The organism is Rhodococcoides kyotonense, from assembly GCF_900188125.1.
In the GTDB taxonomy this organism is placed as follows: domain Bacteria; phylum Actinomycetota; class Actinomycetes; order Mycobacteriales; family Mycobacteriaceae; genus Rhodococcoides; species Rhodococcoides kyotonense.
Map to the genome: position 1 here is coordinate 338,021 of NZ_FZOW01000002.1, position 16,121 is coordinate 354,141.

The window sequence follows — 16,121 nt, forward strand, 5'->3', positions numbered from 1 at the left end:
GGTCGGCTGGGACCAGGTTCCACAGTGCATTCAGTGCGAGGCCGAGTAGATCCGGGTCACCGAGAGTCCGCGCCGACGCGATTCCGAAGGATCGAATGTTGGTGATACTCGGCTACATTCTGCTGAGCGCCACGCGCGAGGAGCGTGCCTTCTTCCTCGCGCGGAGTCCTCTGCCTGCCCGCATCGCGTGGAGGCTGGTGGGAAGGCGCACGTTCGAGGCCGACTACCGACGCGTCTACGGTCAGCCGCCGAAGAAGGCCGTCAGCGCAGGTCCGACGTCGCGGTAGGTGCGGACCGTGCGGATCCGTCCGCGCCCGAGGCGAGCGAGGTCGCGTCCCAATTCGACATCGTTCTCGCCCGAGGTGTCGAGAAGGACGTCGAGACGCGCGATCTTCGCGGCCGTGTAGCGAGGATCCGGCCCGGCGTTGTGGACGCAATCGGACAACAACAGAACCCGCTTGTCGGGCGAAGACACGTTCCGTAACAGTCCCGCCGCCGTCTCGAGGGCGAACTGCACGTTCGTCAGGCCGCGGGCGGGGATACGCAGAATGGTGTCGAGAATGCCCAGCGGCGTCATGGGATCGCCGAACCGCGTGAGTACTGCGGCGTCGGACCAGAATGCCACGACGGCAAGGTCGTCCTGGTTCATCTCGCCGGCCAGAGCTCCGACCGTCGCAGCGGCGGTCCTGACGCGTTCTCCCTTCATCGATCCCGAGATGTCGACGACGAGCACGACCGATCGCTTGGTGTGCAACCGATCTCGCACGACGATGTCGTCGTCCTCGGGGAACGGGTTCGCCGCGAGTACGTCGATGGTTCGATCCATGTCGACCTCGTCGGATCCGTCGCGGTAGCGCAACGACGTCAGATCACCGATCCCGCGTCGGGCACGAGTATCGCGGCGCGGACGTCTAACTGCCAAGCGGGCAGCGATCTTTCGTGCACGCATACGGGTGGCGGCATCCGCCGTCGACTCCTCGTCGGTCGCGTCGCGCAGCGGAATCACCTCGCCGGATTCCTCGGTGAAACCGGGGGCCGACGGGTTGTTCTCGCCGGTCGCCTTTCCTGTCCTGCTGCGGCCGTCGACAATCAGAACGGATCCGCTGCCGCCGGGCTTGAACAACGACGGGGACTCGTCGAGGTGCTTCGGCTTGCGGCGCAACGGTTTCAGAGTTCCCGACGTCTTACCGCTCCCCGGCTTGCGCACCGGGGAGTCGGCTTCGACGGCTCTTCAACCAGGTGCTGCGGCAGCTGGATTCAGTACGAAATGGTCCTCCCAGATTCGGTGCAAGATCATTTCCGGTGTGGCGTCGGCTGTCTCGTCGACGTGGATGCGACCCGACAGGGCCACGAGTACCGCGTCGAGCATCACTGTCTGGTAGTCCTGCGGAAGGTCGCGGGGCGGCGCGATGTCGGGGACGTCGGGTATCGATACCGCTCGCAGGTCCGCGAGCTGCTGTGCGACGAGAGTCAGATCGATCGCCCCTCGCACACTGCTGCCCTGGGTGATGTCGTCCTGTTCGCGCGTCGCCCTGGTGATCGCAACGGCATCGGAGATGAGCCTCAGAGAATCCGATTCCGTTCGTAGCGCGACGATTCCACGCTCGGATTCGGCGTCCTGATACCCGATGGCGAGGCGGCACAGCCGATCGTGCACGCTCGTGGACAGACGCGTCGTGCCGACGTTGTCGTACGGGTTCATCGATGCCACGACGCGGAACGTCGGAAGCGCCTGGACGGTACCGACGCGCGGAATGGTGATGCGTCGCTCGGCCATTGCGGTCAACAACGTGTTCAGGGTGTCCTCGGGTGCGCGGTTGAATTCTTCGACGTACAGGAATCCACCGGTGCGCATCGCCTCGACGAGCGGTCCGGGAACGAAGTTGTCCTCGCTGTAGTCCTCGCGCAGCACACGAGCGGGATTGTGGTGTCCGACGATTCGCGCTGGTGTCAGGTCCGCATTGCCCTCGACGAACAGCAACGGGATACCCCACTCTGCGGTGATCGCCCCGAGGAGTGTGCTCTTGCTGGTTCCGGGCGGGCCTTCGATGAGCATGTCTCGACCGGCCGCGACGGCGGCCAGCACCAGGTCCAGTTCGTGGTCACGACCGACGAGATTCGCCGCGATACGGCGGCGAATCTCGACGATCGACAGTGTGGCAGTCATTTGATCGTGTACCCGGCATCCACGGGAAGTGTTGCGCCGGTGATGTATCGGGCCTCGTCCGACACCAGGAACGCGATCGCGTTGGAGATGTCGATGGGCTCGACCCACGGAATCGGCAGGGTGTTGGTCGTCGCGAAGATCGGTTCGGCCTTCTCGCGACTCGGGTTCGGGTCGTCGGGCGCGAACAGTCCCCATGTCTTCTTGTTCTGGATCATCACGGTGTCCACGCCGGTCGGATGGACCGTGTTGACGCGAATGCTGTGCTGCCCGAATTCGTTTGCGAGCGTCCGCATGATGCCGACGACACCGTGCTTGGTCGCGGTGTAGTGGACGGTGTTCGGTGTGCCCTTCAGCCCTGCGGTCGAGCTCGTCAACACGATCGAACCACCGCGCCCGCCCGCTATGAGGTGGGGGAGCGCCACCTTGCACGTGTTCCACACCCCGGTCAGGTTGACGTCGATCATGTTCTGCCAACCGTCGTCGGTGATGTCGAGCGCCGGGGCGATCTCGAACACGCCTGCGTTGCCGAGGACGATGTCGAGCCTGCCGAGTTCGGCGACCCCGTCGTCGAGGGCTTTCTTCAGAGCCGCCGAGTCTCGGACGTCGGCCTTCGTAGCGACGATGCGGCGGTCGAGTGCTTCGACCTGCTTGACCGTGTCTTCGAGGTCGGTTTCCGTTGCAGCCGGGTACATCTCGATGGTGTCGACGGGCCCGCACAGGTCGACGGCGATGATGTCGGCGCCTTCCTGCGCCAATCGCAAGGCATGACTACGCCCCTGGCTCCGGGCGGCACCGGTGATGAAGGCGACTTTGCCTTCGAGCTTGCCGGTCATTTGATCACCGACCCTGCGTCGACGGGAAGCTGGACGCCGGTGATGTACCGGGCGTCGTCGGAGACGAGGAACGCGATGGCGTTGGAGATGTCGACGGGTTCGACCCAGTCGACCGACAGCGCATTGAGCGACCTGAATGCGCTTGCCGCGTCTTCCTTCTGTGGGTTCGGATTGTCGGGCAGGAAAGTCTTGTATGTCTGTTCGTTGTGGATCATGTCGGTGTTCACCGATGTCGGGTGCACGGAGTTGACGCGAATGTCGAACGGCGCGAACTCGTTTGCGAACGTCTTCACCAATCCGACGACGCCGTGCTTCGCCGCGACGTAGTGCGCCAGATTGCCGAGGCCCTTGATGCCCGCGGTCGAACTCGTCAGGACGATCGAGCCACCGCGTCCACCCGCTTTGATGTGCGGCAGCGCCGCGCGGACGGTCTTGAACACGCCCGTGAGATTGATGTCGAGCATGTCGTCCCACATCTCGTCCGTCAGGTCTTCGACGGGTGCGAAGCTGACGATGCCCGCGTTGGCGAGGACGATGTCGAGGCGCCCGAGTTCGGCGACCCCGTCGTCGACGGCCTTCTTCAGCGCTGCGGTGTCGCGGACGTCGGCTTTGGTTGCGACGATCCGGCGGTCGAGGGCTTCGACCTCTTTCACCGTCTGTGCCAGGTCCTCCTCGGTGGCGAGGGGGAATCCGACCGTCCCGACCTGCTCACAGATGTCGACCGCGATGATGTCGGCGCCCTCCTGGGCGAGCCTGATCGCGTGGCTGCGGCCTTGACCTCGGGCCGCGCCGGTGATGAATGCTACTTTCCCGTCGAGCTTTCCCATGTTCGAACTTCCTTGTTCGGTAGGTGAAAACAGTACGAGCGCAAAACGTTTCGCCCGCCGGGGCGCAGTGCGTTTCGCGGCAGGATGTCCGATGTGGAGGACATGAGAAGTAAGGTATATGACACCGAGTGCAGAAGTGGGCGATTTGGTTGAAATTCTTAGCTGGTACTCGAGGTGTCAAGTAAGTAGGTGTCGTGGTTGCACGATAGTTAGTGCTGCAGGGCCGGATGTGACTTCTGACCCGAACTATCGGGCAATCACGTCATGCTTTCCCGAACGTGAGTGCCACATTGTGTCCACCGAATCCGACCGATGTGCTGATGGCGTGATGGGTGGTCTGGGTCCGGGGGCTGCTCCTGACCGCTACACGACCGGCGATGCAATACGTACCGACGCTGCGGCCGCTCTGCTTTTCGATGCCCCGCTCATGAGTGCCCGATAGTTGTTGACGCAGGGTCGAATGTGTTCTTACGAAACAACTATCTAGCCATAGCGTCAACTCTTCTGACGAGGCTCTATGTCTCGGCCCTCGGCGACGTCCCGGATCCACTGAGGAACCTCGACCTTGTCGTACTCGGCGGTGACGATGTATGCACGCGCAGCGGCAGCACGTACCCTGCGTGATCGCGGGCTGCTGTTGGTGCGGCGTTCGGCGGTGGTCATCGTGTGGTCTCCGAGTCTCCGGCGTTGCCAGAATTGTCTCTCTTGACTCCCGGTTCCGCCAGGCCGTCCGGGTAGGCAATGTAGGCAGCGACGTCGCGAATGACTGCCCTTTCGGTTTTCGTGATCAGTGAGGAGCTACTGACCGTGCTCAGTCCGCACTTATGCAGATGAATTGGCCGTTTTTCCCTGCATAAGTGCGGACTCGGCGGGGATCAGCCCAAGGTCTCCAGCAACTCCGATACCGCAGCCCGCCCGGCGCGGTTGGCGCCGATGGTGCTCGCGGACGGCCCGTAGCCGAGAAGGTGCACGCGATGGTCGGCGGCGACCCGGGTGGCGAGCCGACCGTCCATGACGATCCCGCCACCGTGTCCTCGGAGCCGCAACGGCGCGAGATGGTCCAGCGCACTGCGGAACCCAGTGGCCCACAGGATGACGTCGGCGCGCACGAAAGAGCCGTCCTCCCAGCGAACACCATCGGAAACGATGGACGAAAACATCGGCCGACGCTCCAGAACCCCTCGCTCGCGGGCCGCTTTCAATCGATCGGTGAGCAGCAGTCCCGTCACCGAGACGACCGAGCCCGGCGGCAATCCGGCGCGCACGCGTTCTTCGACCATCGCGACGGCCGCGCGGCCCGCGTCGGGGCCGAAGTCGGCGTCGCGGAACACCGGTTCCCGACGCGTCACCCACGTGGTGGAGGTGACCTGCGAGATCTCGTCGAGCTGTTGCACGGCCGAGATGCCGCCGCCGACGACGATGACGTGCTTGCCGGCGAACTCGTCGGGCGTCGTGTAGTCCTTGGTGTGCAGCTGCCTGCCCTGGAACGTCTCGGCACCGGGGTAGCGAGGGATGAACGGCTTCTCCCAGGTCCCCGTCGCATTGATCACCCCACGTGCCGACACGACGACGTCGCCTGCCTCGATCCGGAACCGCGGTTCACGGTCGCAGACGACGGAGACGGTGACGGGTCGTCGCACCTGGAGGTCGAACTTCTCCTCGTAGATCCGGTAGTACCTGGGCACGGCCTCGGCGGCGATCACCGCTTCGGGTGCTTCGTCGGTCAGCGTGTCCGCGAACTCCAAGCCGGGCAGGTCGTGTACACGATTGACCGTGCTCAGTGTCAGCGACGGCCACCGGTACTGAAGGCTCCGCCGGGAGCAGGTGCGCGGTCGAGCATGACGAATCCGTCGCCGACCGAGAGGCCTGCACGACGCAGGTGGTACCCGGCCGACAGACCCGCCTGTCCTGCTCCGATGACAGCGATGTCCGAGGTGATCACGTCACCAGTAGATCAGCCCGCGAGCAGCGTTCCTTCGTACCCATGAGTAACGTCTGGAGCCATGATCGGACAGACACGTGAGGGCGCGGTCGTCACCCTCGAACTCCAGCGTCCGGAGCGACGCAACGCACTGAACACCGAGCTGTGCACAGCTCTGCGACTCGGGATCGAGGATGCGGTCGCATCGGACGCGCGGGTCGTGGTCCTGACGGGGCAGGGATCGAGCTTCTGCGCAGGGGCCGACCTCGGCGGCGACGACTTCGCCCAGGAGTTCCCCGAGGCACTGGAACTGCTGCTCCGCGCAGTCGACGGTGCGCCCATTCCGGTCATCGCCGCCGTGAACGGTCCCGCGGTCGGGGCAGGGACCCAGCTCGCCATCGCCAGCGACCTCCGCGTCGTCGCCGACGGTGCGTTCTTCGAGATCCCGTCGACTCGTCTCGGCATCGCGGTCAACAACTGGACGATCAAGCGACTCGCATCCCTCGCAGGCGGCAGCGTCGCGCGCACGATCCTCATGGGCGGCGAGCGGCTCGACGCCGAACGCGCTTACATCAGTGGTCTCGCGAACAAGCGCGGTGATCTGGCGGTGGCGCAGGAATGGGCCGCGTCGATCACCGAGCTCGCGCCGCTGGCGCTGCGGCACCTCAAACTCGTCTTCAACGACGACGGCACCCACGACGATCCGACGCCTCAGCAGTGGGAAGCCTTCGGTGCAGCCTGGACGAGCGAGGACATGAAGGAAGCTCGACGCGCACGCAACGAGAAGCGCGCCCCGAAGTTCCTGGGTCGATGACGTTCGGCGCGCCCGACACGGGCGATACCGCATGGCTGCTGGCATGCACGGCGATGGTCCTGTTGATGACGCCGGGGCTGGCGTTCTTCTACGGCGGCATGGTCCGGTCCAAGAGCGTGCTGAACATGATGATGATGAGCCTGTCGGCGATTGCCGTCGTATGGCTGTTGTGGTTGGTCTTCGGCTACTCGATGGTGTTCGGCGACAACATCATCGGTGGCTGGATCGGCAATCCGCTGCAGTTCGCCGGCCTACAGGATCTGCTCGGCGGCACATATTCGGGTGACGCGATCTCGATCCCACTCGTCGGCGCGATTCCGGCGCTCGTGTTCGCGGCGTTCCAAGCCGGATTCGCGATGGTGACCGTCGCATTGATCTCGGGTGCCGTCGCGGACCGCATGCGCTTCGTGCCGTGGGTCGTCTTCGCAGCGCTGTGGGCGACCCTCGTCTACTTCCCGGTCGCGCACTGGGTGTTCTCCATCGACGGCCTCACGTCCACGTTCGGCGGCTGGATCTCCAACAAGCTGGGTGCGATCGACTTCGCCGGCGGAACGGCCGTCGAGATCAACGCAGGTATGGCAGGTCTGGTACTCGCGTTGATCGTCGGCAACAGGGCCGGGTGGCCGCGCGATCCGATGCGTCCGCACAATCTGCCTGCCGTCATGCTCGGGGCGGGTCTGCTGTGGTTCGGGTGGTTCGGCTTCAACGCAGGATCCGCTCTGGCCGCGGACGGTGTCGCTGCCGTCGCACTAGTCAACACCCTCGGTGCCGGTGCGATGTCCATGGCCGCGTGGCTCGTCGTGGAAAAGATGCGCGACGGCAAGGCGACGTCGTTCGGTGCTGCATCCGGCGTCGTCGCCGGGCTCGTGGCGATCACTCCGTCGTGCACATCGGTGACGCCCATCGGCGCGGCCGCCATCGGTATCGCCGCAGGCGCGCTCTGTGCACTGGCGATCGGTCTGAAGTACCGGTTCGGATACGACGATTCGCTCGACGTCGTGGGCGTGCACCTCGTCGGAGGAATCGTCGGCACCCTCATGATCGGTCTGCTCGCCAGCTCACACATGCCCGCTGGTGTCGACGGCCTTCTGTACGGCGGTGGATTCCATCAGCTGTGGGTCCAGTTCGTCGCGGTCGTCGTCGTGATGGCGTACACCGGCGTCGTGACGGCTCTGATCGCGCTCGGCATCAAGGCGGTCATGGGTGTTCGAGCGGACGCTCAACACGAGGCGGACGGCCTCGACGAGCACGAGCACGCAGAGTCCGCCTACGACTTCGCGGTCGGGCACGGCGGCGGTAAGGGACCCGGTTTGTTCGGGAAGTAGTAGGGTGGTCATTACCGATAGTTGAATGTTGCCAAATCCGTTCTGTCCCTTTGGTGTAACTCTGCGACTCTGTTAACGAAACGGCCTTCTCCGGTACTCGCATCGGCAAGACGTCGGACCCCTTTTCCCCCGTACGTTTGCGCCGCACCCGACCGGGTGCGCACGTACATCACCGGAAGACGGGGAACATGAAGATCGGAAAATTCGCAGCCACGTCGGCATTGGTCATCGCGGCCATGACGACCGCAATGGGAACGTCCTACGCGGACCCGGCTCCAGCCCCGGCGCCGGTCGGCTGGAACGTCACGCAGAACGGTGGCCAGGTCATCGTCGACACCACGGCCGGAAGCCTGAGCAACGAGGACAACCACCTCGTCGTCCGCGACGCCGGCGGCGCCCTGGTGGACTCGGTGCCCCTGTCCATTGCGTTCGACGGGTTCGCCCATCCCGTCGCAGCCGACATCGACGGCAACCACGCAGTCCTCACGGCCGACGTGACGCCCGCCGCTGCTACGCCCGTGTCCACTCAGCTGCCCGGACTCCAGCAGGTCGATCTGCCGGCCGCCGTCGCAGGCGTCAAGGACAACCTGAGCCTGTCGGCATCGGTCGGCGGATTCCTCGGTGCCGCAACGGGACTCGTCGGTGGATGCCTCCTCGGTGCGGTCGCGGCCGGTGTCGTGTCGGCTCCCGCTGCTCTGCTGTTCGGAGCAGGCCCGATCGCCGGATGCATCGGCGGCGCGCTGCTGCTCGGATCGACCGCCTCGCTCGCCGGTACCGCCCTGGGCGGACTGGGCGCTGTAGCTGCCAACGCGCAGCAGTTCATCACCCTGCTCAACGCCCCGCCGGTCAAGAAGTAGCCGAATCCCCGCTACATCTTGCTCTCATCGAGTCGGGGAGAGCAGGATGTAGCGGTGGGTGGGGTCGAATACGAGGATCCGCGCCTTCAATACGAAGGCCACGGCGGCGTGCGGCACGAGGTGACGCTGTCGCGGGATCGCAGCCGTCTCACCATCGGTCGATCCACGCACGCAGATATTTCGTTTCCCGAAGATCATGAAGTCTCGCGCCTGCACGCGGCCATCGAATGGATGGGAACGCACTGGACCGTCGTCGACGACGGGCTGTCCCGCAACGGCACGTTCGTCAATGGTGATCGCCTGGCCGGGCGACGTAGCCTGCGTCAGGGCGACACCATCCGCATCGGCAGTTCGCTGCTCACGTTCCACGACTTCTCCGGTCTCGGCGACGAGGCGACGCGTATCGCCGCCGAAATGCCGAATACGCGCTCCCTCACCGAAACTCAGCGCTCCGTGCTGGTCGCACTGTGCCGGCCCTACAAGCACAACGCGACGTTCGCCAACCCGTCGTCGAACCAGCAGATCGCCACCGAGATCTTCCTCAGCGTCGACGCCGTCAAGACGCATCTACGAGTGTTGTTCGCCAAGTTCGGCGTCGAGGACCTGCCGCAGAATCAGAAGCGTGTCCGGCTCGCCGAGCGGGCGCTGCAGAGCGGGGTCATCTCACAGCGCGACCTCTAGCATTCGAGTGTCGGCCGTCGCGCGTTCGACGAGTGTCGCGATGGCGTCGGCGACCTCCCCGGCGCGCTCGAGCACCACCATGTGACCGGCCTTCTCGACGGTGACCAGGCGCGCCGCCGGGAGGTGGCGCGAGATCGCCTCCGAATGCCGCATCGGTGTCATGACGTCGTCGGACCCGCACAGCACCAACGTCGGAACGACAGCCAACGCGGCCAGGCTCTCCGACTCGTCGAAATCGTGCAGCGACGTCAAGAAGCTCGCCATCGTCACAACGGACGTCTCGTTCAACATCGCCGTCGCCACCGCGACGACGCGAGGGCTGACGCGTCGTGATCCGTAGCCCGCTGAGCGAACGATCGGCCCGCAGATTCCCCTGCTCAGACGCTTCGAACGGTCCATGATCGACGGGGCCCGGTGCACCGCGGTCTGGAACATCGACACCAGCGGGTGGGCGAGATACGCCCCGAGGCCTTCTTCGGCGAGGCCCGACGCAGCCGTTGCGACGAGCCCGACCCCGACCAGGCGGTCACCGAGTTCGCCGAGTTCCTGACGGGCGTAGGCCATGGCCGTCATACCGCCCATCGAATGCCCGACGACGACGTAGCGACCCTCGGGAACCGTCGTCCGGATGACAGCGGCGAGGTCGCGGCCGAGTTGTTCGATCGTGTAGGTGGCGGGGTCCGCGCTTCCGGAGCCGCCGTGCCCGCGATGGTCGTAGGACACCATGCGCACGTCCTCACCCCAGATGCCGGTGAGCTCGTCCTGCACGTCGGCCCACGATTCCTTCGCGAGGCAATGCCCGTGCACGAACACGACGGTCATCGATGCATCCCGGTTGCCCGACTCCCAGACGGCAAGTGCCGTGCCGTCGTCGGCGACCACTGTGCTCCGTCCACGAGTCCGCTGCATCATGATGGCCCTCCGATGTCTGCTGGTGTAGAGGGTTTCGCCTCTAGCTGTCGATGCGTTACGACAACAACTCTGCTCGACGCGTGGGCATCTTCGAACCCTCCCGACGACTTGCCGCGTATCACCCGCGGGGTGGATTTGTTCACCCTGGGGTGGGTGGCGACCAAACCTCCGCCACCGCAGGATCGAACTACACACAGGGGAGTAGAAGCAGGGAGGACGAAGCGATGGCAGATCTCGACGTCGTCGATGCACTCGACGCGCAGGTGCCGCTGGCCGTGGCCGGGGACAAGGTCGCTCTGGGCGAGGTGATCGCGTTGGTGCGGCCGTACCTGAAGCGTTATTGCGCAGCACGTTCCGCGAATCTGGACGTGTCTGCGGACGACGTCGTACAAGAAGTCTGTCTGGCGCTCGTGACCGCGGTGCCGACGTATCGGGATCTCGGAAAACCGTTCTTGGCGTTCGTATATGGCATCGCGTCGCACAAACTGGCCGACGCGGGCCGGAAAGCTGCTCTGCGACGCTCGTATTCGCTCGAGTTGGTGACGGACGAGCCGAGTACCGACGACGGACCCGAACAACACGCTCTGGATTCCGAAGTACACAGCGACGCACAGAGATTGATGAACACTCTCGCACCGCGGCTCCGGAAGATCATCCTGATGCGAGTCGTGTGGGGGATGACGGCCCCGGAAACCGGTAGGGCGCTGGGAATGACAGCCGGAGCGGTTCGAGTGGCTCAGCACCGGGCGATGAATCAGTTGCGCGCCGAATTGAGTAATTTCGCGTTGCTGAGCGCGTAGCGCACGTGCACGAAAATGCATAGCCCTCTATGTATTTTCGTGCACATAGGCCGTAGGTGCCTATAGTGCAACACGCTCCGGCTCGTCGACGGACGAGGCGCGCACCACCGAACGCGTCGAGGCCTGCATTCTGCGGTGCCCGATCGCCATGAATGCGACGCCCGCCGCGACCCACGCGGCCAGCACCAGCCACGACTGAGCAGTAGCGGCGTTCGGGAAGTACGACAGATTCCGTAGCAGCGTCGCGCCCGCTCCAGGCGGGAAGAACTGTCCGACGACGCCCCAGGGCCGCGGGAGGAACTGCCACGGCTGCGCGGCTCCCGAGATCTGATTTCCGATGAACATCATCAGGATGGCCGCGACGCCGATGCCTGCAGGGCCGATGATCGACGTCAGTCCGACGATCAGTGCGCTCACTGCCAGCACCGACAAACCGGCGGCAGCCACGTTCGGGACAACGGCACCTTGGAGCATTCCGAACCATCCCTGCGTGATCGCGGCGACGACGATCCCGGCGCCGACGCCGTAGATCGCGGTGGCGAGCAGTCGTCGCCCCGCGCCCTTCACGAGCATGGAGATGATCACGCCGCCCACGATTCCGCCGATCACCAGCGGAAATCCCATCGCCGACAGGCCTGCGCCGCGGGCATCCGTCGATGCCAGTGGAACGATGTCGGTCACCGTCGTACCGAGCTTCGATGCGACACCCGAGAACACCTGGCTGACGACGGTTCCGTTCGCGGAGGCGGTCAGCACCTCTGGCGTGGGTCCGGAAATCACGGCGCCGTAGACCTCGCGTGCCTCGATCTGCGCGACGGCCGTAGCACGATCGGGGACGGTGCTGACGTCGAACGTCTCGGACAACTGGCTGGTCAGAGCAGGTGAATCGCCGACGACGGCGACAGGAATCTCGTGGACCTTCGACGTGACGGATGGCCACAGGAACGCGAGGACGACGACGGCGAGCGCCGCCGCGCCGGCAAGTGCGATGGCGACGGCACGTGGCCAGGTGGTGGGCTTCATGGTCGGCTCCTAAATAAAACGAATAATCGTTCTTTATAAAACGCTCGTACGGGCCGGTTGTCAAGAACGAGCCTTCGTTTTTAATATGGGCGGATGCCCAAAGTCAGCGAAGATCACCGCGAAGAGCGTCGGCGACAGATCATCGACGCAGCGATGCGATGCTTTTCGCGCGCTGGATTCGAGCGGACGTCGATGTCGGACATCATCGCCGAGTCCGGTCTGTCCGCAGGGGCGATCTACAGCTATTTCAAGAACAAGCAGGACCTGATCCTGTCGGTGACGCGGGACGTCTTGAAAAGCCGGTCGGAGGACCTCGACGGGTTGGAGAAGCAGGATCCGCTACCTCCGCCGCAGGCCGTCATTCGCATGTTCCTGGCCGGGATGACGCGCGACGTCGGGAATCCGAGCATTCTGGTGCAGATATGGGCGGCGGCTGCGGCAGAGCCGCGCGAGACGTCGACGGTGATTCCCGTGGTGCTCGAGCTACGCGGGTTGTACGAGCGCTACCTACGAGTGTGGTTCGCGGACAAGGGTTTCGACGATGCCGACGAGCGCGCCCGTGCGGTCGCGCCCATCATCGTCGGGCTGTGCCAGGGGTACATCCTGCAGTCGGCACTGGTGCCGGACTTCGACGCGGACGCGTATCTCGCCGCGCTGGACAAGCTCGGCTTCGCCGAGCATGTGCACGGAAATACATAGCGGGCTACGTATTTCCGTGCACATGGGGCGAAGCCCCCTACACCGTCCGCGTCAACCGATCCGCCAGCAGACGTGAGAACTTGGCCGGATCCTTCAGCTCGGTGCCCTCGGCGAGAAGTGCCGTGGCGTAGAGCAATTCGGCCGTCTCGGCCAAGGATGCGTCCTCGCTGCGCTCTTCCCGTGCCTTCTTGAGCCCGGTCACGAGGTCGTGGGTCGGGTTCAGTTCGAGGATGCGCTTGGATGTCGGAACGAACTGGCCCGACGCCTTGTACATCTTCTCGAGCTGCGGGGAGAAGCTGAACTCGTCACCGACGACGCATGCGGGCGACGTGGTCAGGCGTGAGGACAGGCGAACTTCCTTGACGTCCTCGGCGAGGGTCTCGGTCATCCATGTCAGCAGGCCCTCGAACTCCTTGTCCTGCTCTTCGCGCTTGGACTCGGCTTCCTTCTTCTCTTCCTCGGTGTCGAGGTCGACCTCGCCCTTCGAGATGGACTGGAATGCCTTGCCGTCGAAGTCGGGGACGTTGCCGACCCACACCTCGTCGACCGAGTCGGTGAGCAGAAGAACCTCGAGGCCACGAGCCTTGAAAGCCTCCATGTGCGGGGAGCTTTCGATCTGCTGACGGCTTTCGCCCGTCATGTAGTAGATCTGCTCCTGGCCGTCCTTCATGCGGTCGACGTATTCGGCGAGCGTCGTGACGCCGGACTCGGAGTGAGTCGACTCGAACGACGACAGCCCGAGGATGGTCTCGCGGTTGTCGTTGTCGGCGATCAGGCCTTCCTTGAGCGCCTTGCCGAACTGCGACCAGAACGTGCTGTACTTCTCGGCGTTCTCGGTCTGCAGTTCCTTGATCGTCGAGAGGACCTTGCGAGTCAGCCGGCGACGGATCGCGCGAATCTGCCTGTCCTGCTGCAGGATTTCACGTGAAACATTGAGCGAGAGATCCTGTGCGTCGACGACACCCTTGACGAAGCGCAGGTATTCGGGCATGAGTTCTTCGCAGTCGTCCATGATGAAGACGCGCTTGACGTACAGGTGCACGCCGGTCTTGCCCTCGCGCATGAACAGATCGAACGGTGCCTGCGACGGAATGAACAGCAGCGCTTGGTATTCGAACGTGCCCTCGGCCTTGAACGGGATGACCTCGAGCGGCTCGTCCCACGCATGGCTGACGTGCTTGTAGAACTCCTTGTACTCCTCCTCGGACACTTCGTCCTTGGGGCGAGTCCACAGGGCCTTCTGCGAGTTGACGGTTTCCGTCTCGATCGTGACGGTGTCCTCGCCGTCCTCGTCCGTTGACTTGACGCGCTTCTCGACGTCGATGCGGATCGGCCACGCGATGAAGTCCGAGTACTTCTTGACGAGCTGCTTGATCTTCGATTCCGACGCGTAGTCGTAGAGGTGATCCTCTTCGTCGGTCGGCTTGAGATGCAGCGTGATCGAGCTGCCCTGCGGGGCGTCGTCGACGTCGGAGATCTCGTAGGTGCCCTCGCCGGACGATTCCCATCGCGTCGCCGCGCTCTCGCCCGCTTTACGGGTGAGCAGTGTGACCTTGTCGGCCACCATGAACGTGGAGTAGAAGCCGATGCCGAACTGGCCGATCAGCTCCTCCGACGCGGCGGCGTCCTTGGCTTCCTTGAGCTTCTTGCGGACCTCCGCGGTACCGGACTTGGCGAGCGTGCCGATGAGATCGATGACCTCGTCGCGCGACATGCCGATGCCGTTGTCACGGATGGTCAGTGTGCGGACCTCTTTGTCGATGTCCAACTCGATGTGGAGGTCGGAGACGTCGACATCGAGATCCTTGTCCCGGTAGGACTCGAGACGCAGCTTGTCGAGCGCGTCGGACGCGTTGGAGATCAGCTCGCGAAGGAAGCTGTCCTTGTTGGAGTAGATCGAGTGAACCATCAGGTCCAAGAGCTGGCGCGTCTCGGCCTGAAATTCCCGCTGTTCGGTGGTCATGACTGGGTGCGATCTCCTTTCAGAGCAAAAGCGACGGCCCGAATTCTACTTCCGTGCCGCGGAGCCCGGACCACGCAGAGTCGCGTTACGCCGTCGGAGAACACCGAGTCCGCGTCGGTCCACGTCAGCGCCTCGCACGCGCGGACCTGCGTCGTGACCACGCCCTCGAGTCCCGGACTGACCTACTGTGGTCGGCGTGAGTAGCAAATCGATCGTGCCGATCGCGTTGGGCGTCGCTGCAGCCGCATGGTTGACGCGTGCCGCGTGGGGATTGCCGACGCAGCTGGGTGCCGGTACCGCCAAGATCGCGCCGTACGCCGCGAACTCCAGTCGCTACCGGGACCGGCGGTTCCACAACACCGAGCCCAGTTCGTCGTTCACCGGTGGCAGTGACGAGTCGATTCTGACGTCGTTCCGCAAGCGCCGTGCCCTCGGCAAGCCTCAGCGACCCGTTCCCATTGCGCCGACGATCGCCCCTGCCGATGCCGGCGAAACGGCCGTCACCTGGTACGGACACTCCTCGGTCCTGATCGAGTTGGACGGTCGGCGGATTCTGGCCGATCCGGTGTGGAGCAACCGCGTCTCGCCGTCGCGCACTCTCGGACCGGCACGGCTGCACCCGACGCCGCTGCCGCTGCGCGCGCTTCCGGCAGTCGATGCGATCGTCATCTCGCACGACCACTACGACCACCTCGACAAGGCGACCATTCAACAGCTGGCGAGCCTGCAGGACGCGCCGTTCGTCGTGCCGATCGGAATCGGTGCGCACCTGCGGCGTTGGCGTGTTCCGGAGAGCCGCATCGTCGAGCTCGACTGGGACGAACAGACCGAGATCGCCGGCCTGACCGTCACGTGCACCGAGGCCAGGCACTTCTCCGGTCGAGGCCTGAAACGCGATCTGACGCAGTGGGCGTCGTGGGCCTTCGCCGGCCCACAGCATCGTGTGTTCTTCGGCGGCGACACCGGATACACCGCCAAGTTCACCGAGATCGGTGAGAAGTACGGGCCGTTCGACCTGACGCTGCTGCCGGTCGGTGCCTATGACCCACGCTGGGCCGACATCCACATGAATCCCGAGGAAGCGGTCCGTGCGCATCTCGATCTGCGCGGCAACGTGTTCGTTCCGGTGCACTGGGCCACGTTCAACCTCGCGTTCCATCCGTGGTCGGAGCCGATCGTCCGGTTGAAGGCCGCAGCCGAAGAAGTAGGAGTCACGACGGCTGTGCCGATGCCGGGGCAGCGCATCGACGTCGCGCATGGCGTCGCCGACGATCGTTGGTGGGCGCGGCTCGGGTGACC

General features: G+C 64.5%; 16 protein-coding genes and 1 pseudogene. 8 read left to right on the plus strand and 9 right to left on the minus strand.

Annotation, left to right across the window (positions count from 1 at the left end; all coding sequences use genetic code 11):
* Window positions 1-95 precede the first annotated feature (95 nt).
* Complete coding sequence (locus CHB96_RS04435) at window positions 96-287, plus strand: hypothetical protein (RefSeq protein WP_089243449.1); 192 nt, start codon at window positions 96-98, stop codon at window positions 285-287.
* Here CHB96_RS04435 and CHB96_RS04440 read toward each other — a convergent pair.
* The 6 genes and pseudogenes from CHB96_RS04440 to CHB96_RS04460 form a co-directional block, all read right to left on the minus strand.
* Window positions 242-1,162: a vWA domain-containing protein gene (locus CHB96_RS04440; protein ID WP_089243883.1), complete on the minus strand. Its 921-nt coding sequence runs from the start codon at window positions 1,160-1,162 to the stop codon at window positions 242-244. The two genes, CHB96_RS04435 and CHB96_RS04440, sit on opposite strands and share 46 nt — an antisense overlap.
* Window positions 1,163-1,231: 69 nt before the next feature.
* On the minus strand, window positions 1,232-2,167 hold the full coding sequence (locus CHB96_RS04445) for an AAA family ATPase (protein ID WP_089243451.1): 936 nt from the start codon (window positions 2,165-2,167) through the stop codon (window positions 1,232-1,234).
* The gene (locus tag CHB96_RS04450; protein ID WP_089243453.1) at window positions 2,164-3,000 is read right to left on the minus strand and encodes a mycofactocin-coupled SDR family oxidoreductase; all 837 of its coding nucleotides are present in this window, start codon (window positions 2,998-3,000) and stop codon (window positions 2,164-2,166) included. The genes CHB96_RS04445 and CHB96_RS04450 overlap by 4 nt, the downstream gene beginning before the upstream one ends.
* Window positions 2,997-3,827: a mycofactocin-coupled SDR family oxidoreductase gene (locus CHB96_RS04455; protein ID WP_089243455.1), complete on the minus strand. Its 831-nt coding sequence runs from the start codon at window positions 3,825-3,827 to the stop codon at window positions 2,997-2,999. Before CHB96_RS04455 ends, CHB96_RS04450 begins: the two co-directional genes overlap by 4 nt.
* 495 nt (window positions 3,828-4,322) lie before the next feature.
* Complete coding sequence (locus tag CHB96_RS29560) at window positions 4,323-4,490, minus strand: hypothetical protein (protein WP_176444126.1); 168 nt, start codon at window positions 4,488-4,490, stop codon at window positions 4,323-4,325.
* Window positions 4,491-4,702: 212 nt separating this feature from the next.
* Window positions 4,703-5,769 (minus strand): annotated as a pseudogene (locus tag CHB96_RS04460) (NAD(P)-binding domain-containing protein).
* Window positions 5,770-5,830: 61 nt separating this feature from the next.
* Here CHB96_RS04460 and CHB96_RS04465 point away from each other — a divergent pair.
* The 4 genes from CHB96_RS04465 (at window position 5,831) to CHB96_RS04480 (ending at window position 9,425) form a co-directional block, all read left to right on the plus strand.
* The gene (locus CHB96_RS04465; protein ID WP_089243457.1) at window positions 5,831-6,562 is read left to right on the plus strand and encodes an enoyl-CoA hydratase; all 732 of its coding nucleotides are present in this window, start codon (window positions 5,831-5,833) and stop codon (window positions 6,560-6,562) included.
* On the plus strand, window positions 6,559-7,887 hold the full coding sequence (locus tag CHB96_RS04470) for an ammonium transporter (RefSeq protein ID WP_089243459.1): 1,329 nt from the start codon (window positions 6,559-6,561) through the stop codon (window positions 7,885-7,887). Before CHB96_RS04465 ends, CHB96_RS04470 begins: the two co-directional genes overlap by 4 nt.
* Window positions 7,888-8,075: 188 nt before the next feature.
* Entirely contained in the window at window positions 8,076-8,744 is a 669-nt protein-coding gene (locus tag CHB96_RS04475; RefSeq protein ID WP_089243461.1) for a DUF8020 domain-containing protein, read from the plus strand.
* Window positions 8,745-8,798: 54 nt separating this feature from the next.
* Window positions 8,799-9,425 carry an FHA domain-containing protein gene (locus CHB96_RS04480; RefSeq protein WP_089243463.1) on the plus strand — a complete coding sequence of 209 codons (627 nt, stop codon included), beginning with the start codon at window positions 8,799-8,801 and terminating at the stop codon, window positions 9,423-9,425.
* On the opposite strand, the gene CHB96_RS04485 is transcribed toward CHB96_RS04480, so the two are convergent.
* Complete coding sequence (locus CHB96_RS04485) at window positions 9,408-10,337, minus strand: alpha/beta fold hydrolase (RefSeq protein WP_089243465.1); 930 nt, start codon at window positions 10,335-10,337, stop codon at window positions 9,408-9,410. The two genes, CHB96_RS04480 and CHB96_RS04485, sit on opposite strands and share 18 nt — an antisense overlap.
* 224 nt (window positions 10,338-10,561) lie before the next feature.
* Between CHB96_RS04485 and shbA the strand changes: the two genes are divergently transcribed.
* Window positions 10,562-11,137 (plus strand): RNA polymerase sigma factor ShbA, encoded by a 576-nt coding sequence (gene shbA, locus CHB96_RS04490; RefSeq protein ID WP_089243467.1) that lies wholly within the window; start codon window positions 10,562-10,564, stop codon window positions 11,135-11,137.
* Between the two features lie 60 nt (window positions 11,138-11,197).
* On the opposite strand, the gene CHB96_RS04495 is transcribed toward shbA, so the two are convergent.
* Window positions 11,198-12,160 carry a hypothetical protein gene (locus CHB96_RS04495; RefSeq protein WP_089243469.1) on the minus strand — a complete coding sequence of 321 codons (963 nt, stop codon included), beginning with the start codon at window positions 12,158-12,160 and terminating at the stop codon, window positions 11,198-11,200.
* 93 nt (window positions 12,161-12,253) lie between these two features.
* Here CHB96_RS04495 and CHB96_RS04500 point away from each other — a divergent pair, with 93 nt between their 5' ends.
* The gene (locus CHB96_RS04500; protein ID WP_089243471.1) at window positions 12,254-12,859 is read left to right on the plus strand and encodes a TetR/AcrR family transcriptional regulator; all 606 of its coding nucleotides are present in this window, start codon (window positions 12,254-12,256) and stop codon (window positions 12,857-12,859) included.
* A gap of 37 nt (window positions 12,860-12,896) precedes the next feature.
* Here CHB96_RS04500 and htpG read toward each other — a convergent pair whose 3' ends face one another.
* Window positions 12,897-14,822 carry a molecular chaperone HtpG gene (htpG, locus tag CHB96_RS04505; protein WP_089243473.1) on the minus strand — a complete coding sequence of 642 codons (1,926 nt, stop codon included), beginning with the start codon at window positions 14,820-14,822 and terminating at the stop codon, window positions 12,897-12,899.
* Window positions 14,823-15,018: 196 nt separating this feature from the next.
* Between htpG and CHB96_RS04510 the strand changes: the two genes are divergently transcribed.
* Window positions 15,019-16,119: an MBL fold metallo-hydrolase gene (locus CHB96_RS04510; protein ID WP_089243885.1), complete on the plus strand. Its 1,101-nt coding sequence runs from the start codon at window positions 15,019-15,021 to the stop codon at window positions 16,117-16,119.
* Window positions 16,120-16,121: the final 2 nt, after the last annotated feature.

Bases quoted from the DNA above. Each gene is read 5' to 3' on its own strand.
- CHB96_RS04485 (WP_089243465.1), bottom strand. From the start codon at position 10,337: ATGATGCAGCGGACTCGTGGACGGAGCACAGTGGTCGCCGACGACGGC.
- CHB96_RS04495 (WP_089243469.1), bottom strand. From the start codon at position 12,160: ATGAAGCCCACCACCTGGCCACGTGCCGTCGCCATCGCACTTGCCGGC.
- CHB96_RS04475 (WP_089243461.1), top strand. From the start codon at position 8,076: ATGAAGATCGGAAAATTCGCAGCCACGTCGGCATTGGTCATCGCGGCC.
- CHB96_RS04435 (WP_089243449.1), top strand. From the start codon at position 96: ATGTTGGTGATACTCGGCTACATTCTGCTGAGCGCCACGCGCGAGGAG.
- CHB96_RS04445 (WP_089243451.1), bottom strand. From the start codon at position 2,167: ATGACTGCCACACTGTCGATCGTCGAGATTCGCCGCCGTATCGCGGCG.
- CHB96_RS04455 (WP_089243455.1), bottom strand. From the start codon at position 3,827: ATGGGAAAGCTCGACGGGAAAGTAGCATTCATCACCGGCGCGGCCCGA.
- CHB96_RS04500 (WP_089243471.1), top strand. From the start codon at position 12,254: ATGCCCAAAGTCAGCGAAGATCACCGCGAAGAGCGTCGGCGACAGATC.
- htpG (WP_089243473.1), bottom strand. From the start codon at position 14,822: ATGACCACCGAACAGCGGGAATTTCAGGCCGAGACGCGCCAGCTCTTG.
- CHB96_RS04465 (WP_089243457.1), top strand. From the start codon at position 5,831: ATGATCGGACAGACACGTGAGGGCGCGGTCGTCACCCTCGAACTCCAG.
- CHB96_RS04450 (WP_089243453.1), bottom strand. From the start codon at position 3,000: ATGACCGGCAAGCTCGAAGGCAAAGTCGCCTTCATCACCGGTGCCGCC.
- CHB96_RS04470 (WP_089243459.1), top strand. From the start codon at position 6,559: ATGACGTTCGGCGCGCCCGACACGGGCGATACCGCATGGCTGCTGGCA.
- CHB96_RS29560 (WP_176444126.1), bottom strand. From the start codon at position 4,490: ATGACCACCGCCGAACGCCGCACCAACAGCAGCCCGCGATCACGCAGG.
- shbA (WP_089243467.1), top strand. From the start codon at position 10,562: ATGGCAGATCTCGACGTCGTCGATGCACTCGACGCGCAGGTGCCGCTG.